19 protein-coding genes are annotated in these 22,540 nt (G+C 67.5%); 14 read left to right on the top strand and 5 right to left on the bottom strand.

Annotated features, from left to right (window positions below; translation table 11 throughout):
• Nucleotides 1-139 precede the first annotated feature (139 nt).
• The 5 genes from BMZ48_RS00950 to BMZ48_RS00970 all read left to right on the top strand — a co-directional run bounded on the left by BMZ48_RS00950 (nucleotide 140) and on the right by BMZ48_RS00970 (nucleotide 5,305).
• A complete protein-coding gene (locus tag BMZ48_RS00950; protein ID WP_143383586.1) occupies nucleotides 140-319 on the top strand; it encodes a hypothetical protein in 180 nt (59 codons plus the stop codon).
• A 195-nt stretch (nucleotides 320-514) separates the two neighbouring features.
• Nucleotides 515-1,411, top strand: coding sequence for a hypothetical protein (locus BMZ48_RS00955; protein WP_091530230.1), 897 nt, complete (start codon nucleotides 515-517; stop codon nucleotides 1,409-1,411).
• Nucleotides 1,412-1,558: 147 nt separating this feature from the next.
• Complete coding sequence (locus BMZ48_RS00960; RefSeq protein WP_091530234.1) at nucleotides 1,559-3,664, top strand: HIRAN domain-containing protein; 2,106 nt, start codon at nucleotides 1,559-1,561, stop codon at nucleotides 3,662-3,664.
• Nucleotides 3,665-3,851: 187 nt separating this feature from the next.
• Nucleotides 3,852-4,733: an alpha/beta hydrolase gene (locus tag BMZ48_RS00965; RefSeq protein ID WP_159431030.1), complete on the top strand. Its 882-nt coding sequence runs from the start codon at nucleotides 3,852-3,854 to the stop codon at nucleotides 4,731-4,733.
• Between the two features lie 44 nt (nucleotides 4,734-4,777).
• Complete coding sequence (locus BMZ48_RS00970) at nucleotides 4,778-5,305, top strand: NUDIX domain-containing protein (protein WP_091530243.1); 528 nt, start codon at nucleotides 4,778-4,780, stop codon at nucleotides 5,303-5,305.
• A 10-nt stretch (nucleotides 5,306-5,315) separates the two neighbouring features.
• Here BMZ48_RS00970 and BMZ48_RS00975 read toward each other — a convergent pair whose 3' ends face one another.
• Together BMZ48_RS00975 and BMZ48_RS00980 are read right to left on the bottom strand one after the other, a co-directional pair.
• The gene (locus tag BMZ48_RS00975) at nucleotides 5,316-7,460 is read right to left on the bottom strand and encodes an acetyl-CoA hydrolase/transferase C-terminal domain-containing protein (RefSeq protein ID WP_091530246.1); all 2,145 of its coding nucleotides are present in this window, start codon (nucleotides 7,458-7,460) and stop codon (nucleotides 5,316-5,318) included.
• A gap of 30 nt (nucleotides 7,461-7,490) precedes the next feature.
• Complete coding sequence (locus tag BMZ48_RS00980; protein ID WP_091530249.1) at nucleotides 7,491-8,393, bottom strand: LysR family transcriptional regulator; 903 nt, start codon at nucleotides 8,391-8,393, stop codon at nucleotides 7,491-7,493.
• Between the two features lie 139 nt (nucleotides 8,394-8,532).
• On the opposite strand from BMZ48_RS00980, the gene aceE reads away from it, so the two are divergent.
• The 4 genes from aceE to BMZ48_RS01000 are packed head-to-tail and all read left to right on the top strand — an operon-like array spanning nucleotide 8,533 to nucleotide 13,556.
• Nucleotides 8,533-11,181, top strand: a complete 2,649-nt coding sequence (gene aceE, locus BMZ48_RS00985; protein WP_091530722.1) for a pyruvate dehydrogenase (acetyl-transferring), homodimeric type — start codon at nucleotides 8,533-8,535, stop codon at nucleotides 11,179-11,181.
• A 3-nt stretch (nucleotides 11,182-11,184) separates the two neighbouring features.
• Nucleotides 11,185-12,855 (top strand): dihydrolipoyllysine-residue acetyltransferase, encoded by a 1,671-nt coding sequence (aceF, locus tag BMZ48_RS00990; protein ID WP_091530252.1) that lies wholly within the window; start codon nucleotides 11,185-11,187, stop codon nucleotides 12,853-12,855.
• 44 nt (nucleotides 12,856-12,899) lie between these two features.
• Nucleotides 12,900-13,082, top strand: a complete 183-nt coding sequence (locus tag BMZ48_RS00995; protein WP_091530256.1) for a hypothetical protein — start codon at nucleotides 12,900-12,902, stop codon at nucleotides 13,080-13,082.
• Between the two features lie 12 nt (nucleotides 13,083-13,094).
• Nucleotides 13,095-13,556, top strand: a complete 462-nt coding sequence (locus BMZ48_RS01000) for an acyl-CoA thioesterase (protein ID WP_091530259.1) — start codon at nucleotides 13,095-13,097, stop codon at nucleotides 13,554-13,556.
• 53 nt (nucleotides 13,557-13,609) lie between these two features.
• Here BMZ48_RS01000 and BMZ48_RS01005 read toward each other — a convergent pair whose 3' ends face one another.
• A complete protein-coding gene (locus tag BMZ48_RS01005; protein WP_200769467.1) occupies nucleotides 13,610-15,502 on the bottom strand; it encodes a M1 family metallopeptidase in 1,893 nt (630 codons plus the stop codon).
• Between the two features lie 223 nt (nucleotides 15,503-15,725).
• On the opposite strand from BMZ48_RS01005, the gene BMZ48_RS01010 reads away from it, so the two are divergent.
• The 4 genes from BMZ48_RS01010 (at nucleotide 15,726) to BMZ48_RS01025 (ending at nucleotide 19,876) form a co-directional block, all read left to right on the top strand.
• A complete protein-coding gene (locus BMZ48_RS01010) occupies nucleotides 15,726-15,953 on the top strand; it encodes a hypothetical protein (protein ID WP_366449853.1) in 228 nt (75 codons plus the stop codon).
• 36 nt (nucleotides 15,954-15,989) lie between these two features.
• Nucleotides 15,990-17,453 (top strand): hypothetical protein, encoded by a 1,464-nt coding sequence (locus BMZ48_RS01015; RefSeq protein ID WP_143383588.1) that lies wholly within the window; start codon nucleotides 15,990-15,992, stop codon nucleotides 17,451-17,453.
• Nucleotides 17,454-17,542: 89 nt separating this feature from the next.
• Nucleotides 17,543-18,358, top strand: a complete 816-nt coding sequence (locus BMZ48_RS01020; RefSeq protein WP_091530279.1) for an SDR family NAD(P)-dependent oxidoreductase — start codon at nucleotides 17,543-17,545, stop codon at nucleotides 18,356-18,358.
• Between the two features lie 60 nt (nucleotides 18,359-18,418).
• Nucleotides 18,419-19,876, top strand: coding sequence for a M20 family metallopeptidase (locus BMZ48_RS01025; protein WP_091530282.1), 1,458 nt, complete (start codon nucleotides 18,419-18,421; stop codon nucleotides 19,874-19,876).
• Here BMZ48_RS01025 and aroE read toward each other — a convergent pair.
• Both aroE and hemB read right to left on the bottom strand, forming a co-directional pair.
• Nucleotides 19,865-20,671 carry a shikimate dehydrogenase gene (aroE, locus tag BMZ48_RS01030; protein WP_091530286.1) on the bottom strand — a complete coding sequence of 269 codons (807 nt, stop codon included), beginning with the start codon at nucleotides 20,669-20,671 and terminating at the stop codon, nucleotides 19,865-19,867. The two genes, BMZ48_RS01025 and aroE, sit on opposite strands and share 12 nt — an antisense overlap.
• A 20-nt stretch (nucleotides 20,672-20,691) precedes the next feature.
• Nucleotides 20,692-21,690 carry a porphobilinogen synthase gene (gene hemB, locus BMZ48_RS01035; RefSeq protein WP_091530289.1) on the bottom strand — a complete coding sequence of 333 codons (999 nt, stop codon included), beginning with the start codon at nucleotides 21,688-21,690 and terminating at the stop codon, nucleotides 20,692-20,694.
• 54 nt (nucleotides 21,691-21,744) lie between these two features.
• Here hemB and BMZ48_RS01040 point away from each other — a divergent pair, with 54 nt between their 5' ends.
• Entirely contained in the window at nucleotides 21,745-22,527 is a 783-nt protein-coding gene (locus BMZ48_RS01040; protein ID WP_091530293.1) for a sterol desaturase family protein, read from the top strand.
• Nucleotides 22,528-22,540 lie beyond the last annotated feature (13 nt).

Genomic DNA, 22,540 nt, shown 5'->3' on the forward strand with positions numbered 1-22,540 from the left:
GTCGCGGCGCGGACACAGCAAACCGGTTTTCGCGCCTGCGTCATCCATGATTTCTGGCGCATTGGGCAAGGCATACCACGCGATGAGCCGATGATCTCCGGCTCATTTTCTGAGCCAGATGCAGGCGCACAATGCCTCCATGCTGAAGTGGCCCGGATTGTTCCTGGTATCGGTCGGGCTGGCCCTCCAGCCTCGGCTGCTGGGGGTGGGCCTGATCGCGATTCTGCTGGGGCTTGCAGAAGCGCTCGCGCCCGGTGCCTGCCTTCCGCCCGTGGCCGTGCCGCCGTCGAGGCCCGCCGATGGCCGTTTTCGATTCTGAACGAGGATGGGGTGGGCGCAGTGATGCTGGCCATCGATGATGCCGAGGGTGCCGAACCCATCCGCCGCCACGGCGCGCATTCGCAATCCGGTGCCTCATGCGATCGGCCCTGGGCGCAGGCGAGTATCTGTGTTCTACGGCAGCGCTGGGACCACTTGCGCGACGGCAAAGCGGATGAGGCAAGGAGGATGAACCATGAACACCCGCAGCGCGTCCTTCACCGCATTCCTGCGCCATCGCTACCACGGCCACGTGCGGGGATGGCTGGCGATTTTTGTCGGTTGGCTGTGGGGGTACTACATTGACCAGTACGCCCACGAGCCGCTGTGGGCGGTGCTGCCGGCTGCTTACGTGGGGGCCTTCGCGGTCCTCGCGATCGGCGTGGCGGGCGCAGCACTGCTGCGTTTTCCCTGGTGGTTCATGGCGCCGTTGACCTTCGCATCAATGGCGCTCGAATGGGCTTTGCGCAAGGTGTTGCGCCGTCCCTGGCGCCGGCGGCTTGAGCCGCACGAGCGGGTTTTGGGCAACCCTTTCGCGTGGCTGCAGGGCCGCCGTCTGCGGCAGCAGCGGAAGCAGCGTCGTGCTCGAATCACGCCTGCGCCTGTTGTCCCGGCCATGCGGGCGGCGCAACCGGTTGCGCATATGCCGCCGCCGCCCCGGCCGCCAAAATGGTCGGCGGAAGGTCTGGGGGCTTACATCGGGAAGGTCTTCGAAGGCCACTGGTGGTTCTGGACATACAGCGCACCGCTGTGGATCACGCTGTGGTTGTGGCTCATCGAGGATCAGAGATTCATCGTCGCGCTGATGCTGGCGGTGCTGCTGTGGTTTTTGGGCACGGTGGCCTTGCTGATTCCCCTCGCCGCGGCCATCCTCGCGCTCACCTCGGCGCTTTTTGTCGGCGCGGGGCTGACGCCTTTGCAGCGCCAGGTTGCCGTGCAGCACGACATCGTCGAACGCGCCGCGCGGGCACAGGCGGCGACACATCCTGCAACGGCGCCCACGCCAACCAGACCCGCGCCTCAGCGTGTCCACTGGATCTGGCCGCTGCTTTTGGGCCTGTGGATCGGTCATGCCTGGGGCAAGGATGACTAGGGTCTGCCTGACGGCATCGTGCCACGTCCGCCACGACCAAGGTGGACGAATCGCGTTTGCGGCGTACCGGGCCGACACAGAGGAGCCCGCCGACCCCGACCGAGACGGGCTCATCCTGTGAGCCACCAACCGCCGCATCATCGCGGCATGGAAGACGTCTCTTCACCTGTTCATGCCGTCCCGCCAGCGCCGACTTTTGCTTCGACGCTGGCCGTGCGCGCGCGGCTGTGGCTGCCCGGGCAGGTCTTTGCGCCGGAGGACGGACACCCGCGCCTGTGGCTGTCGCTGTCCGATGGCCGGGTGCTCGCCCTGCGGCTGGGCCAGGCGCGGCTGGGCGACGATGCGGTGATCGCGCCCATCCTCGCAGCGCTCACCGACGATGTCGGCGGCCACCATTACCAGTTGCAACTGCCGCAAACGGGTTTCGTGCAGGTGCTCTATGCCGCGCCCGTGCTGCCCAATCCCGTGCGCTGGCACGCAGGTTTCTGGTTCGATGCCGATTTCCAGCGCTTTGCCGCCACCCTGGATGCCGAGCTGATGCGCCTGCTGCTGTGGCTCGAGCGCGAACCCACGCCGCCCGCGGTGACGCGGCGCGATGGCGAGACGCCGCACCCACTGCCCAGGCGCTTCTTCGCCTCGGTGCGCAACTACAACCGGCTCGCGACCTTGCCGCCCGTTCTGCGCGAGCGGCGCCTGCAGGCGCTCGCCCGTTTTCCTGCGCTGGTGGCGCCGGTGCTGCTCAGCTTCCACCATTCGCCGAATGTCGAAGGCGGCAGGCGCCATGCCTGGCGCGAGAAGGATCAAGCGGTGGAAGCCGCGATCGATGCGGGGCGCGATCTCACGGGAGCGCTGGCGCAGCATTACGGCATCTCGCGCAGCCTCGTACGCGCGCCGGTCAACACCGCGTTGTGGCCCGCGCCCAGCCATGCCGCGCGGCGCGGCTATCTGGCGCTGCTCGATGCCTTGCCCGCCAACCAGCGGCCGACGCTGTCTGAGTTCGAACGCTGGCAGCTTTATCTCGCCAACTACTTCGGCTTGCTGGGCGAGACGGAGCGCGGCGACCCGTTGCCGCAGCGGCCCGAGGTGCACCGCGGCGCTTTTCGCCTGGGCTGGACGCGCACCTGGGAGGCGGCGGCAAGACGTTACGGCAACCTGCACACGGCGCTCGCGGACTGCCGCGATTTTCTCGAAGCCGTGCGCGAGCGGGCGGCCGCGCTCACCGCGAGCCGCTACGGGCCGCGGCTGGGCCGGCTTGCCGCGGGGTGGCTGGCCTGTCATGGGTTGCTGGGACTGCTCGGCGCATCGGGCCGTTGGCACCGGCAGGGGCCGACGCAGATCGACGATGATCTGCCCGGGGATCTCGAACTGCCCGCCATCGTCGGCCGCTTCGAGCGCGAGGCTTGGCTGGCCGTGGAACTCACCACGCCGCGCGGCCTGCTCGAGGAGGGCCTTGCGATGCATCACTGCGTCGGCAACCGGGGTTATTGGGAGGCTTCGGTGGCCGGCACGCGCATTTTTTCCCTGCGCGGCCCCGCAGGCGAGCGCGCCACCGCCGAGTACCGGCCGGCCTTGCGCGAGGATGTCGAGTACGACACGCGCTATTGCCTGGTGCAATTGCGCGGACCCTGCAACCGTGAGGTTGCCGGCTCGATGCACGCCTTTGCCAGCGAGGTCGAAGCCGTGCTCAACGAGCCCGCCCGCGCCGATGCCCGCTGGGCAGCGCTCGAAGCGCGTGGGCGCATCGAAGTGGAGCTGCTGAACCGCAAACGCAAAAAGCGCCTGGCGCAGCGCTTCGATGCCAAGACCGAGCGGCAGTTGGCCGCGGTGCTCGCCTGGCTCGGTCAGCCCCAGCCAGGCCCCAACGTGCTGCTGGTTGCGCCGGTGGCGGGCTATCAGTATCACCAGGGGCCTGCGGTGGAAGCGCAGTTTCAGCCGAACGCTACGCTCAGCCTCACGCACGAGCGCGACAACCCCCACGATCCGCTCGCCGTGCGCATCGACTGGCAGGGGGTGAAGCTCGGCTACGTGCCGCGCCCGCACAATGCCGAGATCGCCGCGCGGCTGCTTGCGGGAGAGAAGCTCACCGCACGGCTGGCTGCGTTCGACGAAGAGGCACCGCCCTGGGAGCGGGTGGTGGTGGAAATCGCAACCCGGGAGGCTGAAGGCGCCGGGAAACTCGACGGCCACGCGGTGCGTGCTGCGGATACCACCCACGACTGTGTCCGCATGGTGCGCCAGGCCTGTCACCGTTGAGGTTCATGCGTGGATTCGTTTGGTGTGCGCTGGGTGGATCCCGTGGCGGATTTCGTGGCCAGCGCGCCGTGGACGCGGACGCAAACCCTTGCCAAGATCGACCCGGTGGCGCTTGATCTACGCGCGGCGTGAGCCTTGAGTGCTGATGGCGGGCGGCCGGGCGGACCACCTCGTTGCGGGAGACGCCGTGCAGACGCAGAAGGGCGGGATCGGCAAATGGGTTTACGTGGGCTGGATCGCGCTGGTCGCATGGCTCATGGCTGCGCCGGCGGTAGCGCGCACACTGGTTGAGCGTGTCGATCTGCCGCTGTCCAGCGGACGGGTCATCAGCGCCGAGATCCGCCGACCCGCGGACGCGCCGCCGGTGTTGCCGGCGGTGCTGTTGTTCGGCGGTTTCCGCGGCGCGGCGACGGTGCTCGATGCGGTGCCGGCCGGACTGTCGCTGGTATCGGCGAGCTTCGATTACCCCTTCGATCCGCCGCGGCGCTTTGAATTTCCGCAGAGTCTGGCGCACCTGCCGGCGCTCGATCGCGGCATCGACCAGACGATCGAGGGCATCGGTCATCTCGTGGCCCACCTGCGCGCGCGCCAGGACATCGATGCGCAGCGACTCACCATCGTCGGCGCGAGTCTGGGCGCGCCGTTTGCGACCATCGCGGCCGCCGAACTCGAGCTGCCGGGCTTGGTGATCGTGCATGGGTTTGGCGACGTCCGGCGGGTCATCGCGCAGCAGTTCATCCGCAAGCTGGCCCCGCGCTACGGGGATTGGACGCGCTGGCCGGCCTGGGGGCTGGCCAATGCGCTGACCTGGGGCTTTGACCTGCCCGCCCCGGAGGACTATGCCGCGCGCCTGCGCGCGACGCAGCGCGTGCTGATGATCGTTGCGCAGGACGACGAACTCATCCCGCAGCCGGCGACCGAGGCCCTGTGGCAGGCCTTGCAGCGTTCGCAGGCGCAGCTCGAACGCCTCGATGAGGCCGGCGCGCACTTGCAGGGATCGCGCGATCCGCGCATCGGGGGGCTGGTCGAAACCGCGCTGACGTGGATGGGCCGCGTCGGCCTGCGCTGACACTGCTACGATGGTGCAAGTGCTCCCCTTGTGCATCGCCGCGCGTGTCTGTCGAATTCAGGTTTTGCCCCCGCTGTGCCCGCCCGCTGACCGAGCGCGAGCATGGCGGCTTTGCGCGTCGCGCGTGTCCGGACGAGCGCTGCGGTTTCGTGCACTGGGACAATCCGGTGCCGGTGGTCGCCGCGGTCGTCGAGCACGAGGGTTACATCGTGCTGGCGCGCAACAAACTGTGGACGCAGCGCTTCTTCGGCCTGATCACCGGCTTTCTCGAGCGCAACGAGAACCCGGATGCAGCGGTGTTGCGCGAGGTCGAGGAGGAACTGGGCCTGAAAGCGCGCGACCCCCGCTTCATCGGCCATTATGGCTTTGAGCGCATGAACCAGCTGATCATCGCGTATCACGTCATCGGCGAGGGCACGATCACACTCGGCGACGAGCTCGCCGAATACATCCGTGTCGCGCCGGCGCAGGCGCGCTACTGGCCGGCCGCGACCGGACTTGCCCTGCGCGACTGGCTGATCGCGCAAGGCCACACGCCGCAGCCGATCGAGCTGCCGGCGCGCGCCCGCTGAACGGGCGTTCTCAGGAGGATAGGGTTTCGATCAACAGCGCTCGCGCGATGCGCTCGTGCAGGTCTTGCGGGGCATCGAGGCCGAGGCGGCGCAGCACGGCGGAAGCGGCCGCCGGCGGCTGCATGGGGCGCAAGGCCTTGAGCAGCAGCCGCCAGCGTGGCATCGCCGCCGCGCGGCGCTTGATCGCTTTCAAGGCCGCGCCCAGCCGCAGCTCCTCGTCGGTGAAATCGCAGCCGAGCGGAAACGGGGGAAAATGCGCGCGGTGCGCCGCAAGCAGCGCCTCCAGCCGTTCCGGCCGGTTGTCGCGAAACGGCGGCGGGATGACATAGTCGGCCTCGATCTTGCCGGCGCGCTGGGCTTGCTTGAGCAGGTCCTGCTGGAAACGCGCATCGGCGATGTGGATCAGCGCCTTGGCGACCTCGCTGTCGGTCTTCGAGCGCAGATCGGCGATGCCGTATTCGGTGACGACGATGTCACGCAGATGGCGCGGGATCGTCGTGTGTCCGTAATTGAACACGATGTTGCTGGTCGGCGCGCCGCCGGTTTCGCTTTCGCGCGTGGCGCGGATCAGCAGGATCGAGCGGCCAGCGGGGAGCTGGTGCGCCATCGCGACGAAGTTGTACTGCCCGCCGACACCGGAGACGACCTGCAGGTTTTGAAGGCCATCCGAACAGACCGCGCCGGAGAGCGTGGCCATCATGCCGGTATTGATGAAGCGCGCATGGCGGCGCTGCTGGCGGTAGAGCCGCGGGTTGTAATCGAGCTGGTTGGTCTTGGCGACCGAGGTCAGACAGATCGCGTTGCGCGTCGCATCGTCGAGCGCGCACAGGTCGCGATAGAACGCGGTCGGGCCAAGGAAGAAGCCACCGTGCAGCAGGATGCCGTTGCGTAGATGTTCGCCCAGACAGCGCGCCAGCACCGCGCGCGATGCCGGATCGGCGACGTTGGCAACGACGCGCGTGCCGTCGGCGGCGACGATATGCCCGTTGTCGTAGCGCACGTCGTCGGCGAAAAACCCGTGGTGCTGCAAGACATCGAAATCCTTGCCGCGGATCACGCGCACGCCCAGCCGCGCAAAACCATCGAGCACATCCGGCATCAAGCGGTCCGGGTCGCATTGCCCCTCGTTGATCAGCTGCTGTAGCGCCCAGAAGTCGTAGACGCGGCGCTTGAGAATTCCGGCACGCAGCAGATGCAAGAAGCCGTCGACGAACATTTCGGTGGCGCCATACAGGCCTTGTACGAACGGATCGGTGCCGCCGATCGCCTCGATGAGTGCGGCGTTGTGCGAGAGGATGCCGGTGTCGGCGAGCACCCGGCGATAGACGGCCGGCTCGCGATGGCGCAGCAGCAGGGCGTGCACGAGGGCATCGGCGAGGGCGCCGATGCCGATCTGCAGCGTGCCGCCATCGCGCACCAGGCTGCTCGCGTTCAGGCCGATGAAGTAGTCCGGCACCGACACCGCCATCTTCGGGGTCGGGAACAGCGCAGTGGTGTAGCGGGCATCATCGACGACGATGTCGAAGGCGTCCGCTTCGACTTCGGCATCAAGGCCAAAGTACGGCAGGTTCTGGTTGACGACGGCGATCTTCAGGTGCGGCCGGCCACTTTCGCGCAGCATCTGCATCAGTTCCGGTCCGGTGTCCGGGTTGCACGACAGGCTGTACCGCGCCTGGTTGTCCACCGTGCGCCGCGCCACCGTCTGCGCGACGACGTTGCAGCCCTGGTTGAACACGTCGCGCGCGGCATGCGTGTAATTGCTGCTGATGTAATGCTGCTGCGCATGGGCGTTGCCGAGCATCGAGCCGGGGCGGAAGTAAAACTCGCAGATCTCGACGTTCGGCGGCAGCCGGTTTTCGCGCAGGTCGCGCACATAGTCGAGGTCCGGGACTCCGGCAAAAACGCGGTCGACGAAAGGTTGCAGGAACGCCTGCTCGATGCGGTTGCCGCCGCGCGGTTTCTCCAGGGACAGCGCGGTCAGGATCTTCAGGCGGATCGACGGATCGAGCCGTGCGCGACGGTAAAACGCATTGGTCAGCTCAACCGGTTTGCCCAGCCCGAGCGGCAAACCCAGGACGATGGTCTTGCCGAGGCGCGCGAGTGTGGCATCGACGGCCGCTTCGACATCGGAGAGCACCTGCGGCGGTGGTTTCATGGCGTGTTCCGGATCGATCCGACCGGGCGATTATGCGCGCACCTGGCGCGCCAGCGCGTGCGCAAGCTCGAGCAGGCGGCGCAAGTGCGGCACGGTGCGGTCGCTCTCGCGGTAGATCACGGACAGCCGCGCCTTGGGAACCGGTTTCTGGATCGGCCGGTAGGCGATGCCCTCGCCGTGGATTTGCTGCATCGACGCCGGCACGATCGACACGCCAAGCCCGGCAGCGACGAGATTGACGATCGACGTCACCTGCGAAGTCTCCTGCACGATGCGCGGGGAGAATCCCGCCGTGCGGCAGGCGCGGATGATCTCGTCGTGCAAACCGGCACCGACCGTTCGCGGGAACAGCACAAAGGGTTCGATCGACAGCGCCAGCAGCGGCACGCGCACGCGCCGCGCCAGCGGGTGGCTCGACGGCAGGGCGACCACGAGATCTTCGTCGAGCAGCGGCTCTATGCACAGTCCCTGTGTTTCGCCGAGCAGCGGGCGCACGAAGGCGATATCGATGAGATCGTTGCGCACCGCCGCGGCAAGCGCAGGCGTCGTGCCTTCCTCCAAGGACAGCGTGACCTGCGGATGCGCGCGCCGGAATTCGCGGATCAACCGTGGGACCAAGGGATGGAACGGGGCCGAGTTGATCATGCCCATGCGCACCCGGCCCAGCTCGCCGCGCGCGACCCGCCGGGCGCGTTCGACCGCGCGCTCGGTCTCGCGCAGGATGCGGCACGCGTCTTCGTAGAAGGCGGCGCCGGCTTCGGTCAGGGCTACGCCCCGCGGCAGACGCGTGAACAGCGCCAGCCCCAGCTCGCGCTCCAGCGCCTGGATTTGCTGCGACAGCGGCGGCTGGCCGATTCCCAGTGCCCGTGCCGCGCGCGTGAAATGCCGCGCCTCGGCGACGGCGACGAAATAGCGCAGATGGCGCAGTTCCATGAGCGATATCTTTGAAAGATTGCAATCCAATCTTTCATATATTGGACGTATCGCTGCGCGGCGATCTACAGTTTCCGGCGTAACAAGACGTTGGTCCCGGATTGCGAAGGAGTACGCCGTGAACGAGCCGTTGTCGGTGATGCCTGACTCCGACCCGCAAGAAACCCGCGAGTGGCTGGACGCGCTGCAAGCCGTCCTGGAGCGCGAGGGTCCGGAGCGCGCGCATTTCCTGCTGCAGACCCTGGTCGAGAAAGCCCGCCGCAGCGGGGCGTTCATCCCGTTTTCGGCGAATACCGCCTACATCAACACCATTCCGCCGCATCTCGAGGAGCGCTCGCCCGGCGACCATGCGCTGGAGTGGAGAATCCGCTCGATCATCCGCTGGAACGCGATGGCGATGGTGGTCAACGCCAACCGCGAGCATGCCGGCATCGGCGGGCACATCGCCAGCTTTGCATCGGCGGCGACGCTCTACGACGTCGGCTTCAATCATTTCTGGAAGGGCCCCGACCACCCGCAGGGCGCGGATCTGATCTATATCCAGGGACACAGCACGCCGGGGATTTATGCGCGCGCCTTTCTCGAAGGACGCCTGACCGAGGAGCAGCTCCATCGCTTCCGCATGGAGGCCCTGCAGCCGGGGCTGTCGAGTTATCCGCACCCCTGGCTGATGCCCACGTTCTGGCAGTTCGCGACGGTGAGTATGGGCTTGGGTCCGATCCAGGCGATCTACCAGGCGCGCTTGATGAAATATCTGGAGAACCGCGGCATCAAGCGCATGGATGGACGCAAGGTCTGGTGTTTCTGCGGCGACGGCGAGATGGACGAACCCGAATCGCTGGGCGCCATCGACATCGCCGCACGCGAAAAGCTCGACAACCTGATCTTCGTCGTCAATTGCAACCTGCAGCGCCTCGACGGACCAGTGCGCGGCAACGGCAAGATCATCCAGGAACTCGAAGGCGTGTTCCGCGGCGCCGGCTGGAATGTGATCAAGGTCATCTGGGGATCGCTGTGGGACCCGCTGATCGCCCAGGACACCTCGGGCAAGCTGCTGCAGGCCTTCAACGAGACCGTGGATGGCGAATACCAGAGCTACAAGGCCAAGGGTGGCGCCTACACCCGCGAGCACTTTTTCAAGAAATACCCGGAGATCGAACGCCTGGTCGCGGGCTGGAGCGACGAGCAGATCGCCCAGCTCAACCGCGGCGGGCACGATCCGCACAAGATCTACGCCGCCTATGCCGCGGCGGTGAAACACACGGGGTCGCCGACGGTGATCCTGGCCAAGACCATCAAGGGTTATGGCATGGGCGAGGCCGGTGAAGGCCAGAACATCACGCACCAGCAGAAAAAGATGGGCGAGGAGGCGCTGCGCGCCTTTCGCGACCGCTTCCGCATTCCGATCTCGGACGACCAGATCGCCAACACGCCGTTCTACCGCCCGCCCGAGGATTCGCCCGAAATCCGGTATCTCAAGCAGCGGCGCGAAGCACTCGGCGGTTTTCTGCCGGCGCGCGTGGTCAAGGAAGAGACGCTGGCGATTCCGCCGTTGTCCGCCTTCGAGCGGATCACCGCCGGCAGCCACGAGCGCGAGATCTCGACGACGATGGCCTTCGTGCAGATGCTGCAGACGCTGTGCCGCGACAAAAACGTCGGCCAGCGCGTCGTCCCGATCGTGCCGGACGAGGCGCGCACCTTCGGCATGGAGGGCATGTTCCGCTCGCTGGGGATTTACTCCGTCGTCGGCCAGAAATACAACCCCGAGGACGCCGACCAGCTCGCCTTCTACCGCGAGGACATCAAGGGCCAGATTCTCGAAGAGGGCATCACCGAGGCCGGCGCGATGTCGTCGTGGATCGCGGCGGCGACGAGCTATGCCAACCACGGTGTCGCGCTGCTGCCGTTCTTCATCTTCTATTCGATGTTCGGTTTTCAGCGCATCGCCGATCTGGCCTGGGCTGCCGGGGACATGCGCGCGCGCGGCTTTCTGCTCGGCGCGACCGCCGGCCGCACGACGCTCAACGGCGAGGGCCTGCAGCACCAGGACGGTCACTCGCACGTGATCAGTGCGGTGGTTCCCAACTGCCGCAGTTATGATCCGGCGTACGCCTACGAGCTCGCGGTGATCCTGCATCACGGCATGCGCGAGATGTATGTCGAGCACCGCGATGTCTATTACTACGTCACGCTCTACAACGAGAACTACGTCCATCCGCCGATGCCGCCCGGCGTGGAGAGTGGCATCGTCAAAGGCATGTATCTTTTGCGCGCCGAGGAACGCCCGGCCAAGGCGCATGTGCAGCTGCTCGGCTCCGGCAGCATCCTGCGTGAGGTGATCGCGGCCAGCGACCTGCTCAAGGAGGAATGGGGTGTAACCAGCGATATCTGGAGTGTGCCGAGCTTTACTGAACTTGCGCGCGAAGGACGCGAGGTCGAGCGCTGGAATCTGCTGCATCCGCACGAACCGCCACGCCAGGCCTATGTCACCCAATGCCTGGCCGGGATGACCGGACCGGCGATCGCATCGACCGACTGGGTGCGTGCGTATCCGGAGCAGATCCGGCCGTACGTGCCGATGCCCTTCCATGTGCTCGGTACCGACGGCTTCGGCCGCTCCGACAACCGGCCGGCGCTGCGCGACTTTTTCGAGATCGATCGCCGCTGGATCGTGGTCAAGGCGCTCAAGGCACTCGCCGAGCAGCACACGGTGCCGGTCGAGCGCGTGAGCCAGGCGATCAAGATTTACGGCATCAAACCCGAGCGCCCTTCGCCCTGGACGGTGTGAGCGATGAATCCACTTACCGAAGTCAAGGTTCCGGACATCGGTGACTACCGGGACGTACCGGTGATCGAGGTGCTCGTCGCCGACGGCGAGGCCGTGGTCAAAGACCAGCCCCTGATCGTGCTCGAGTCGGACAAGGCGACGATGGAGGTTCCGGCGCCGGCGGCGGGGATCGTGCGCGGGCTGCGCGTGAACGTGGGCGACCGGGTGTCCGCAGGCAGCCTGATCTGCGCGCTCGAGCATGATGCGTCGCAGGCTGCTGCGCCTACTCCGCAAGCGGCGCCGCAGCAGACCGTACCGCCGCCCACCGCCGGTCCCGCCGCGCCGGCCGTGGCCACCGCCGCGACACAAGACGAGCCGCAAGCCATGCCGCAGGATGCGGCGCGGATCGAGGTGAGCATCCCGGACATCGGCGACTACCGCGACGTACCGGTGATCGAAGTGCTGGTCGCCGACGGCGAGACCGTGGTCAAGGACCAACCCCTGATCGTGCTCGAGTCGGACAAGGCGACGATGGAAGTTCCGGCGCCGGCACCCGGGATCGTCCAGGGCTTGTCCGTCCGCGTCGGCGACAAGGTCTCGCAGGGCGATCGGGTGTGCGTGCTGGTGGGCGCTTCATCGGCGGCCGCGCAGGCACACGCCTCCACCGATACGCGTGCCGCGGCGCCTGCGACATCCACACCATCGCCCGCGCCGGCTGCGGTGGCAGCGTCTGCCGCACAGCCGGCGGACCAGCGGGTGCAGGCGCCCGCGCCGCCGTCTGCGCCGCCATCGGTGCCCTATGCCGGCCCGGCGACACGCAAATTCGCGCGCGAGCTGGGCGTTGATCTCGCACAAGTCCGCGGCAGCGGGCCGCGCGGACGTATCCGCATCGAAGACGTGCAGGCCTTCGTCAAGCAGCGCCTGGGCACACCGGCATCGACGCCAGCCGCGACCGGCGGCATTCCATCGCTGCCGCCGGTCGATTTCGCGCAGTTCGGCGAGATCGAAATCCGGCCGCTGGCACGCATCCGCCGGCTGTCGGCGGCGCATCTGCACCGTGCCTGGCTCAACGTGCCCCACGTCACGCAAACCGCCGACGCCGACATCACCGAGCTCGAAGCTTTCCGCAAGCAGCAGAGCGAGGCATCGGTCGCAGCCGGCGGACCCAAGCTGACGCTGCTGCCGTTCGTGATGAAGGCCTGTGCGGCGGCATTGAAGCAGTATCCGGAGTTCAATGCCGCGCTCGCCCCGGACGGCGAGCAGCTCATCCTCAAGAAGTACTGCCACATCGGATTTGCCGCCGACACGCCGCACGGACTGGTCGTGCCCGTCGTGCGCGACGTCTGGCACAAGGGCATCGCCGAGCTGGCCGCCGAATGCGCGGCGCTGGCCGCCAAAGCGCGCGAGGGCCGGCTCAAGCCAGATGAAATGAAAGGCGGCTGTTTTTCGATTTCCTCGCTCGGCGGCATCGGCGGCGGCTATTTCACCCCGATCGTCAACGCGCCGGAGGTCGCCATCCTCGGCGTGTCCAAGGCCGAGATCAAGCCGGTGTGGGATGGCAAGACGTTCGTTCCGCGCCTGCTGTGTCCGTTGTCCCTGTCCTATGACCATCGCGTCATCGACGGTGCTTACGCAGCGCGGTTCATCGTGCATCTCACGGCGCTGTTGGCGGACATCCGGCGCCTGACGCTCTGAGCGCCGCGCGGCCGCTACAATCGGCGCGGTTTCCCGAGCCGAACATGAGCACGGCCAAGACCCCGCCGAAGAAAACCGCGCCGAAGAAAGGACCGTTCAAGCAGGCGCTGCAAAAGCCGCAGCCGTGGCGCTTCGGCGGCCAGGCGCTGCGCGCGGATCGCGGTGCCGGCATCAAGGCTCAGCCCGATGCCGAACGGCTCGCCGGCAAGTCGCGCAAGGTGCACTGACCCAGTGCGCGCATGAGCCAGGGCTTCCGCTACTACCTGCGCGTGCGTTACGGCGAGTGCGACGCGCAAAAAGTGGTGTTCAACGCGCGCTACGGCGACTATGTCGATCTCGCCACCACCGAATTTTTGCGCGCGCTCGGCTATGGCGCGCAGTTGATCGACGGCCGGCTCGATTACCAGCTCGTGCGTCAGACGCTGGAATGGCGCGCGCCGGCACGCTTCGACGACGTGCTCGAGGTGCAGGTGCGCTGCACGCACGTCGGCACGACGTCGTTCGTGCTCGAAACCGAATTCCGCATCGCCGGGCACCACGCGCTTTGCGCGCGCGCCGAGACCGTCTATGTGCTGATCGATGCGCAGGGCAAGACGCCGGTGCCGGCGCAGCTACGCGACGATTTGCTGCGCGGCTGCACCGCGATCACCGATCACGCCGGCTGGGGCACGGCGCGCATCCCAACCGGTCGGGATACCTGAGCCGCGGCGATCCGGCGGCGGCAAGCGTCCGATGCCGATTGCGCGGACGCAATTCAGCCGCTGCCCGATTTCGCGCCGTCGGCCAGCACCTGCTCGATCGCGTTCTGCGCGATCGGGTGATAGCCGGACCGTGCCTCGCGGTAGATGCGCTGCGCGAGCTTGATGCCCTGCGGCGTGGCGGCGAGTTCGCGGTAAACCGGTACGATCAGGCGCATGCGCCCGATCGTCTTGAGGTGCCGTTCCATCGCCGCATAGGCCGGCGTGTAGTGATGCCGTGCCACCAGGCGGAACCAGCGCGCGGCGATGACCGCATTGCCACTGCGCGAGAAGCCAAACGCGCGATCCAGCGCCTTCATCTGCGCAGCGGTCAGGTCATCGGGCATCCCGTCCAGGAAATACTGCCACTGCCGCGGGCTCCAGCCGGCGGTATCGAGTTGCTGACGTTCGTTCGCGCCGGCGAGAAAGGCCGCGCGCGCGGCATCGACCGTGGCAAACGCGTCGGACTGCGGCCAGACGGTGTCGGCGGGCATGTGTGGATCGTGCAGCCAGGCCTGGATCTGCGCCGGGGTGACGGTATCCGGAGACTTGTCCAGCAGCTCGCGCGTGAGTTCCTCGAGGAACTGCGCCGTGGTCACGCTCTGGAACGCGTGGCGGTCGAACCAGCCGCGCAGGAAGGCATCGAAGCGCGGCCGCCCGAATTTCGATTCGAGGTAGGCGAGGAACAGCGCACCGCGCTCGTAGGGAACGTCGGTGACGCCGTCATCCGGATCGCGGCCGGCGAGATCGGGCGTGAGCGTCTTGTCGCCGTCGCGGTCGAGCCGCGCCAGCGTCTCCCGGAGTTCGTGGGCGCCGAGTGCGCGTTCCTGTGCGGCACGGTCGGGCCCGTAGATCTCCTCCATGATCCGGTAGGTGAGGTGGTTGGTGAACCCCTCGTTGAGCCAGAAGTCGTTCCAGGTCGCGTTGGTGACGAGATTGCCGGACCAGGAGTGCGCCAGCTCATGCGCCACGAGAGACACCAGCGATTTGTCGCCGGCGATCACCGTTGGCGTGACGAAGGTCAGGCGCGGATTTTCCATGCCGCCGTAGGGAAAGCTCGCCGGCAGGATCAGCAGGTCGTAGCGACCCCAGCGGTAAGGCCCGAAGATGGCCTCGCAGCGCGCCAGCATCTGCTCGGTGTCTTCGAATTCGCGTGCCGCGCGCTCGACGGCGGAGGGTTCGGCATAAATACCGGTGCGCGGCCCCATGGGTTTAAAGCGCAGATCGCCGACCGCGAGCGCGATCAGATACGACGGGATCGGCTGCGGCATGTGGAAGTGGTAGTCGCCGTTGCGCACCGCATCGAGCGCGTTCTCCGCGCTCATCACCGCGAGCAGCTGCGGTGGTGTGCGGATATGCGCGGTGTAGGTCGCGCGGATCTGCGGCGTGTCCTGCAGCGGGATCCAGCTGCGCGCATGGATCGCCTGCGACTGCGTGTACAGGAACGGATGCCGCTTGTCCGTGGTCTGCTCGGGATCGAGCCATTGCAGACCGGAGGCCTGCGGCTGTGTCGCATAGGCGATGCGCACGCGGTCCGCGTGTGCTGGCATTGCGATGCGCAGCGCGCTGCCGAGGATGGGGTCGCGCGGATCCAGCACAAACGCCGTCGGCGCCAGTGCGGATGCATCGCCGGCCTCGACGGAGCGGATCTGCAGATCGCGTGTATCCAGCACCAGGGTCTGCGCGGTGGGATCGAGGCGCTGCAGGTGCAGCTCCACGGTGCCTTCGAGCACGCGTTGCTCGAAATCGACGCGCAGATCGAGCGCGAGGTGCCGGGTGCGGAAGGCCTGCGTGTTGGCGTAGGAATGCGGATCGACCGGGGCATGCGGCGGTGGGGGTGCGACATCGAAGGTGCTCAGCCGATGCGGGGGCGACAGAGCTGTGCACGCGATGCAGAGCCAGGCGGACATGAGGACGGAGAAGGTGCGGAACATGGGCGATGCCGGAACGACGGATGCGCCGATCTTACCCAAGCCGTGCGCGCCCCTCTTGAGGAGTTTCCAGATCGTTGCGGGGACGTGGTCTAATGCCGTGTCGATTCACCCGGAGACGCCGATGCTCTCGATGCTCCGCCGTGCCGTTTGTGCCGTCGCTCTGGTTTCCCCGCTGCTCGCCTGCCACGCCCAGCTTGGCATGAACCGCGCACTGCCCGAACCAGTACCCGGCTATGTCACCGATGTGCCGGTCTTCGAGCGCTTCATCGCCCTGCGCCCGACGCCGGAAGAATTCCGGCGCGTTTATCCCGACGTCACCCTGGTGTTGCCGGGTCAGATCGCGACCAAGGAATTACGCCTGAACAACAGCCGCTACTTCGCCGAACTCGACGAGGACGGCCGGATCATCGGCGGCCGCTTCCAGTGAGTCGGCGCGCGGGCCATGCGCAGCGCGGGTCTTGTGATGGGAAAATCGCTTGGGTATCTGCGCACAACGTGCGCGACCGCGCTCGCCGCCGTTCTCGGTGCCTGCGCCAACCTGCCGCCGCTTAACGAGGACACGGCACAGGCGGCACGCCCATGCCGGGCGTTCTTCGCGCAACTGGATGACCGCATCGCCGCTGCCGGCGTGGGCGACGCCGGCTATGCGCGTATTCCAGGATATCCGTATCTGCGCGCCGACCGTTTCCTCGCATCGTTTGCGCACGAGGTGGCCGACGGCCGTGCTTTCGACGCCTGGGTGGACGGGCTGCGCCTGCGCGATCTCGAGGCGCGCCGCGCCGAACTGCGCAATCTCGGGGCCGCCGATGCCGATGCGCTGCTCGCACGCAGCGCCGCCTGCGGTGCCGAGCTCGCGCAACTGGAACTCGCCTCGCCGGCGCGGCGCGCCGATTTGCGCGCACGCGTGCGTGTGCCGGATGACTACGCCTGGACTGCGCGCGTGCTCGGGTTTTACCCGGCGGCGGTTCCTTTTCTCAACCTCGGTATTCGCCGCTACCACGCCGCGGTGCGCCGCGACTATGCCCGCCCGCTCGCGACGCTGGACAGTCCGGGTCCGCTGATGGTCTGGGTGCCGGCGCGCACCGCGGACACGGCGGATGATGCCGATGGAGCACTCGCCGCCGCCCCGCGCGATGCGCTCGGCATCCCGCAGCTCGACGCGCAGGTCTGGCGTCGGCTCGTCGAGCGCCATGCGCCGGTGTGGTGGATCGAGACCGGCGGGGACTACGACCGGCCGGGTGCGCCGCGCTGGGACCGGCACGGCCGACCCGGCGTCGATCCGGCGCACCCGGTCGTTTATTACCGCACGGACTACACGCGCTTGGGCAAGGCGGTGTTGCCGACGCTCAGCTACATCGTCTGGTTCTCGGAACGGCCGCCGCAGAAAACGCTCGATCCGTATGCCGGCGCGCTCGACGGACTGATCTGGCGCGTCGTGCTCGATCCCTGGGGTCAGCCACTGGTCTATGACAGCATCCACCCCTGCGGCTGCTACCGCTACTTCTTCCCGGCGCAAGCCCTGCAGCGGCAGGCGCAGGGGGGGTTCTGGCAGGAACCGGTGCTGTTTCCGCAGGCCGACGTGCCGCCGCCGCCGCTGGCGCTGCGCATCCAGTCGCAGACGCATGCGTTGCGCCGCGTCGTTGCGGCCGCGCAGGCTCAAGGCGAGCGCCGTCACTATGTATTGCAGCCCTATGCGGCCCTGCTCACCTTGCCGCACGAGGCGGGCAGCCGCAGCCTGTTCGGGCCCGATGGGCTGGTCGCCGGCACCGAGCGCGGCGAGCGCTGGTGGCTGTGGGTTGCCGGCGTCCCCGAACCTGGAGCGATGCGGCAGTGGGGCCGCCATGCGACGGCCTTCGTCGGGCGCAGCCATTTCGACGATGTCCGCTTCCTCGAGCAGCAGTTCGCCGTGCCGGAATGGGCACGCTGAAGACGCGCTGAAGAATCGCCGCAGGTCGATGCGCGGAAGCGACCCGTCGCGCGGGATAAGATCCGCGTTTTACTCCCAGGGAAAAGCGCATGTACGCACTCCACGGCAAAGTCGCCGTCGTCACCGGCGCCGGCTCGGGCATCGGCCGCGCGCTCGCGCGTGCCTTCGCGCACAAGGGCTGTCGGCTCGCGCTCGCCGACATTGACGGACGAAGTCTCTCCGAGACCGCCGCCATGCTCCCGGTGCCGGCGTTCACCCAGACGCTGGACGTGGCCGATCGCGCCGCGGTGTTCGCGTTTGCCGATGCGGTCAAGCGTGAGTACGGAACCGCGCACGTGGTCGTCAACAACGCCGGTGTGGCGCTGTCGCAGACGCTCGAACGGCTCGACTACGAAGATTTCGAGTGGCTCATGAACATCAATTTCTGGGGCGTCGTGCATGGCACCAAGGCGTTTTTGCCGCTGCTGCGGGCGCAGAACGACGGCGTGATCGTCAATCTCTCCAGCATCTTCGGGATCATCACGGTGCCGACGCAGGGCGCCTACCATGCCGCCAAATTCGCCGTCCGCGGCTATACCGAGACACTGCGCCAGGAACTCGAGGGCAGCGGGGTGTTCGCGGTCTGCGTGCATCCCGGCGGAGTGAGGACCAACATCGCGCGCCATGCCCGCCACTACGTCGACTCGATGGGCAATACCGACCCGGCGCGTGCGGCGGCACAATTCGAGCGCCTGGCGCGCACGAGCCCGGACCAGGCTGCACGCGAGATCGTCGCTGCGATCGAACGGCGCAAGGCGCGCGTGCTCATCGGTGCCGACGCCCGCCTGCTCGATTGGATCCAGCGCCTGTTCCCGACCAGCTACCCGCGCATCCTGCGCGCCATGCTGCGGCGGATGCGCACCTGACGGCGGTGCGCGCGCTGCGCACCGACTACACTGCTGGCCGGCACACCGTTTCCGATGCCCATGAATTCCAAGCGCCTGCAAGCCTTCATCGACGCACTGTGGGATGACGAGATCATTCCGCGTCTGATCGAGTACATCCGCATCCCGAACAAATCGCCGCTGTTCGATCCGCAATGGCAGCAGCACGGCTATATGGACGATGCCGTGCGTCTGATGACGACGTGGGCACGCGCCAGGCTCGATGGCCTGCCCGGCGCGACACTTGAAGTGGTCCGCCTGGACAACCGCACGCCGCTGATCTTCATCGACGTGCCGGCGGCGCACGGCGCCAGTGCCGACGACACCGTCATTCTCTACGGCCATCTCGACAAGCAGCCGGAGATGAGCGGCTGGGCCGATGGCCTGGGGCCGTGGACGCCGGTGCTCAAGGGCGACCGGCTCTACGGCCGCGGCGGCGCCGATGACGGCTATGCGCTGTTCGGTGCGCTTGCCGCGCTGCTCGCCGTGCAGGAGCAGGGCCTGCCGCGGGCGCGCTGCGTGGTGCTGATCGAAGCCTGCGAGGAATCCGGCAGCTACGATTTGCCCTATTACGTCGATCATCTGGCCGACCGCCTGGGCAGGCCGTCGCTGGTCATCGCGCTCGATTCGGGCTGCGGCAATTACGATCAGCTGTGGCTGACGACGAGCCTGCGCGGACTGGTCGGCGGCACTTTGCGCGTCGATGTGCTCACCGAGGGCGTGCATTCCGGGGATGCCTCCGGCATCGTGCCATCGAGCTTTCGCATCCTGCGCAGCCTGATCTCGCGCATCGAGGACGAAAGCAGCGGCCGGATCAAGCCGGATGCCTTCCACGTCGATATCCCGCCGCAGCGCATCGAGCAGGCGCGGCATGCGGCGCAGACGCTCGGTGCACAGATCTACGCCAAGTTTCCGTTCGTCGAGGGGATGCAGCCGGCGAGCGCCGATCTGACCGAGCTCGTGCTCAACCGCACCTGGCGGCCGCAGCTCGCGGTGACCGGCGCCGACGGTTTGCCGCCGTTGGGGAGCGCGGGCAACGTGTTGCGGCCCTTCACGGCGGTGAAGCTGTCGCTGCGCATCCCGCCGACGCTGGACGGCGCTCGGGCCGCATCCGCGCTCAAGCGCCTTCTCGAGGCCGATCCGCCCTATGGCGCCCGGGTCACGCTGGAGCTCGAAAAAGCCGGCAGCGGCTGGCATGCGCCAGCGCTGGCGGCATGGCTGGAGCAGGCCGTGGAGGCGGCTTCGCGCACGCATTTCGGCCGGCCACCGGCGTACATGGGCGAAGGCGGCACGATTCCATTCATGGGCATGCTCGGCGAAAAATTCCCCGACGCGCAGTTTCTCATCACCGGGGTACTCGGGCCGCACTCCAACGCCCATGGTCCCAACGAGTTCCTGCACATCCCGATGGGCAAGCGGGTGAGCGCTGTCGTCGCCGAGGTGCTCGCGCGCCATGCCGTGCGCCCAGATCCGGCGCCGGCAGAAAGTTCAGGCGCGTAAAAGGGCGATGACCGGCGCGGTGTCCGGACGCACGCCGCGCCAGCGCTCGAAGGCGGCTGCGGCCTGTTCGACCAGCATGCCCAGGCCGTCGGCGATGCGCGCGGCGTTCTGGGCACGCGCCCACGCCGCGAACGGCGCGAAAGCCTCGCCGTAGGACAAGTCGTAGCAGTCGCCGCCGGCGGCGAGCAGTTGGCCTGGCAGCCGCACCATGCGGCCGTCGTGGCCGGCGGAAGTGGCGTTGATGATCAGGTCGTAGCGGTCGCCCTTGAGCGCAAGGTGTGTGCACGGCCGGATGCGGCCGAGATTCTTGAACGCCTCGGCCAGCGCTTCCGGCTTCCACGGCGTGCGGTTGGAGACGACGAGCTCCGCCGGCTGTGCGCGCAGCAGCGGTTCGAGGATGCCGCGCGCCGCACCGCCGGCGCCGAGCACGAGCACGCGCCGGCCGGTAACGGCAAAGCCGAGCCGGACGAGATCGCGCATGAAGCCCTCGCCGTCGGTGTTGTCGCCGTGCCAGCCATCGTCGGCACGGATCAGTGTGTTGACGGCGCCGGCCTGCCGCGCGCGGTCGGTCACCGCCGTGCACAAGGCCATCACCGCGACCTTGTGCGGCAGCGTCACGTTGAGTCCGCGATAGCCCTGCTGATGCAGGTTTTGCAACGTCGCCGCCAGCTCGGCGGGAGTTACCGCGATGGCCTCGTAGTGCAGCGTCTGCGCGGTCTGCTGCGCGAAGGCGGCGTGAATCCGCGGCGACTTGCTGTGCGCGACGGGATGGCCGATGACGGCGTAACGATCCATACGAATACGCGGTGTGGCGATCAGGCGCCCAGCCAGGTCGCGGCGTCTTTGGCCGAGTACGTGAGAATCATGTCGGCACCGGCGCGGCGCAGGCAGATCAGGGTCTCGAGCACGGTCTTGCGTTCGTCGAGCCAGCCCTTTTCCGCGGCGGCCTTGAGCATGCTGTACTCGCCGCTGACCTGGTAGGCCGCGACCGGGACCCCGAAGTGGTCCTTGACGCGGCGGATGACGTCCAGGTACGGCAAACCCGGCTTGACCATGACGATGTCGGCGCCCTCGGCGAGATCGAGGGCGACTTCGCGCAGCGCCTCGTCGCCATTGGCCGGGTCCATCTGGTAGGTCTGCTTGCCGCCCTGGCCCAGGTTCGCGGCCGAGCCGACGGCATCGCGAAACGGCCCGTAGAAGCTCGATGCGTATTTCGCGGCGTAGGACAGAATCAGGGTGTTCTTGCAGCCGTCGCGCTCCAGCACCTGCCGGATGTGGCCGACACGCCCGTCCATCATGTCCGACGGTGCGACCACATCGGCGCCGCAGCGGGCGTACAGCAGCGCCTGCCGGCGCAGGATCTCGCAGGTGGCGTCGTTGTCGACGTCGCCGGATGCGTTGAGCACGCCGTCCTGGCCGTGGCTGGTGTATGGATCGAGGGCCACGTCGGCGATGACGCCGAGCTGCGGCACCGCTTTCTTGACCGCGCGGATCGCCCGGCACATCAGGCTGTCCGGGTTGAGCGCCTCGTCGCCGTTCGCCGTCTTGCGTTCCGGCGGCGTCACCGGAAACAGCGCGACCGCACGCAGCCCGAGCGCATGCAGCGCCGCGCATTCCTGTACCAGGCCATCGAGGTCATGGCGGACGATGCCTGGCATCGAGGGAACCGGACCGCACAGCGCGCCTTCGGCGACGAACAACGGCTGGATCAGCTGCGCCGGCGCCAGGCGGGTTTCGCGCACCATCTCGCGGACGAACGCGGCCTGCCGCGTGCGGCGCAGCCGCGTGCTCGGATACGTGCCGGTGGTCAGCATGGATACCCTGGGCCGATAATGGGCCGTGGATTATACCGGTGGCGTGCCCAGCCCATGCTCGAACCCCAGGCCCTGCTGCGCGTGATGATCTTCGTCGGCGTGCTCGCGGTGCTGCTCGTGGGCGAGCGGATCGCGCCGCGGCGGCGCGATCCATCCCCGCCGCAGCGCTACCTAGCCAATCTCGGGCTCGTCGTCCTCGACAGCCTGCTGCTGCGGCTCGTGCTCGGCGCCGGAGCACTGGGCGTTGCGCTTGCTGCCGAGCAGCGGGGATTCGGCCTGTTTCACTGGATCGAAGCACCCGGCTGGGTGGCCGGTCTGCTGTCGCTGCTGATCCTGGATTTGCTGATCTACTTCCAGCACCGCGCGTTCCATGCCGTGCCACTGCTGTGGCGATTGCACCGCGTGCATCACAGCGATCTGGCTTTTGATGCGACGACGGCGCTGCGCTTTCACCCGCTCGAGATCCTGCTGTCGATGCTGATCAAGATGGGCGCAGTCGCGCTGCTCGGCGCGCCGGCGTGGGCGGTTGTCGCCTTCGAGGTGCTGCTCAACGCGACGGCGATGTTCAATCACGCCAACCTCGCCGTGCCGCCGCGCCTCGACCGCATGCTGCGGCGCGTGCTCGTCACGCCGGACATGCATCGCGTGCATCATTCGATCCACCGCGACGAAACCGACGCCAACTTCGGCTTCAACCTGCCGTGGTGGGACCGCCTGTTCCGGACCTACCGCGCGCAGCCGCGCGAGGGACATGAGGGCATGACGATCGGCATCGAGCGCTTTCGCGAGCAAAAGGCGCAAAGCCTCTGGCGGCTGCTACTGCAGCCGCTGGCCTGATCCCGGATTTGCC

Source organism: Fontimonas thermophila (assembly GCF_900113085.1).
Taxonomy (GTDB): Bacteria; Pseudomonadota; Gammaproteobacteria; order Nevskiales; family Nevskiaceae; genus Solimonas; species Solimonas thermophila.

Excerpts from the sequence above, each read along its gene's own strand:
- BMZ48_RS01005 (WP_200769467.1), bottom strand. The coding sequence starts at position 15,502 with ATGTCCGCCTGGCTCTGCATCGCGTGCACAGCTCTGTCGCCCCCGCAT.
- BMZ48_RS01010 (WP_366449853.1), top strand. The coding sequence starts at position 15,726 with ATGAACCGCGCACTGCCCGAACCAGTACCCGGCTATGTCACCGATGTG.
- BMZ48_RS01040 (WP_091530293.1), top strand. The coding sequence starts at position 21,745 with ATGCTCGAACCCCAGGCCCTGCTGCGCGTGATGATCTTCGTCGGCGTG.
- BMZ48_RS00975 (WP_091530246.1), bottom strand. The coding sequence starts at position 7,460 with ATGAAACCACCGCCGCAGGTGCTCTCCGATGTCGAAGCGGCCGTCGAT.
- BMZ48_RS00955 (WP_091530230.1), top strand. The coding sequence starts at position 515 with ATGAACACCCGCAGCGCGTCCTTCACCGCATTCCTGCGCCATCGCTAC.
- BMZ48_RS00995 (WP_091530256.1), top strand. The coding sequence starts at position 12,900 with ATGAGCACGGCCAAGACCCCGCCGAAGAAAACCGCGCCGAAGAAAGGA.
- aroE (WP_091530286.1), bottom strand. The coding sequence starts at position 20,671 with ATGGATCGTTACGCCGTCATCGGCCATCCCGTCGCGCACAGCAAGTCG.
- BMZ48_RS01020 (WP_091530279.1), top strand. The coding sequence starts at position 17,543 with ATGTACGCACTCCACGGCAAAGTCGCCGTCGTCACCGGCGCCGGCTCG.
- BMZ48_RS01015 (WP_143383588.1), top strand. The coding sequence starts at position 15,990 with ATGGGAAAATCGCTTGGGTATCTGCGCACAACGTGCGCGACCGCGCTC.
- BMZ48_RS01000 (WP_091530259.1), top strand. The coding sequence starts at position 13,095 with ATGAGCCAGGGCTTCCGCTACTACCTGCGCGTGCGTTACGGCGAGTGC.
- BMZ48_RS00950 (WP_143383586.1), top strand. The coding sequence starts at position 140 with ATGCTGAAGTGGCCCGGATTGTTCCTGGTATCGGTCGGGCTGGCCCTC.
- BMZ48_RS00960 (WP_091530234.1), top strand. The coding sequence starts at position 1,559 with ATGGAAGACGTCTCTTCACCTGTTCATGCCGTCCCGCCAGCGCCGACT.
- aceF (WP_091530252.1), top strand. The coding sequence starts at position 11,185 with ATGAATCCACTTACCGAAGTCAAGGTTCCGGACATCGGTGACTACCGG.
- BMZ48_RS01025 (WP_091530282.1), top strand. The coding sequence starts at position 18,419 with ATGAATTCCAAGCGCCTGCAAGCCTTCATCGACGCACTGTGGGATGAC.
- hemB (WP_091530289.1), bottom strand. The coding sequence starts at position 21,690 with ATGCTGACCACCGGCACGTATCCGAGCACGCGGCTGCGCCGCACGCGG.
- aceE (WP_091530722.1), top strand. The coding sequence starts at position 8,533 with ATGCCTGACTCCGACCCGCAAGAAACCCGCGAGTGGCTGGACGCGCTG.
- BMZ48_RS00980 (WP_091530249.1), bottom strand. The coding sequence starts at position 8,393 with ATGGAACTGCGCCATCTGCGCTATTTCGTCGCCGTCGCCGAGGCGCGG.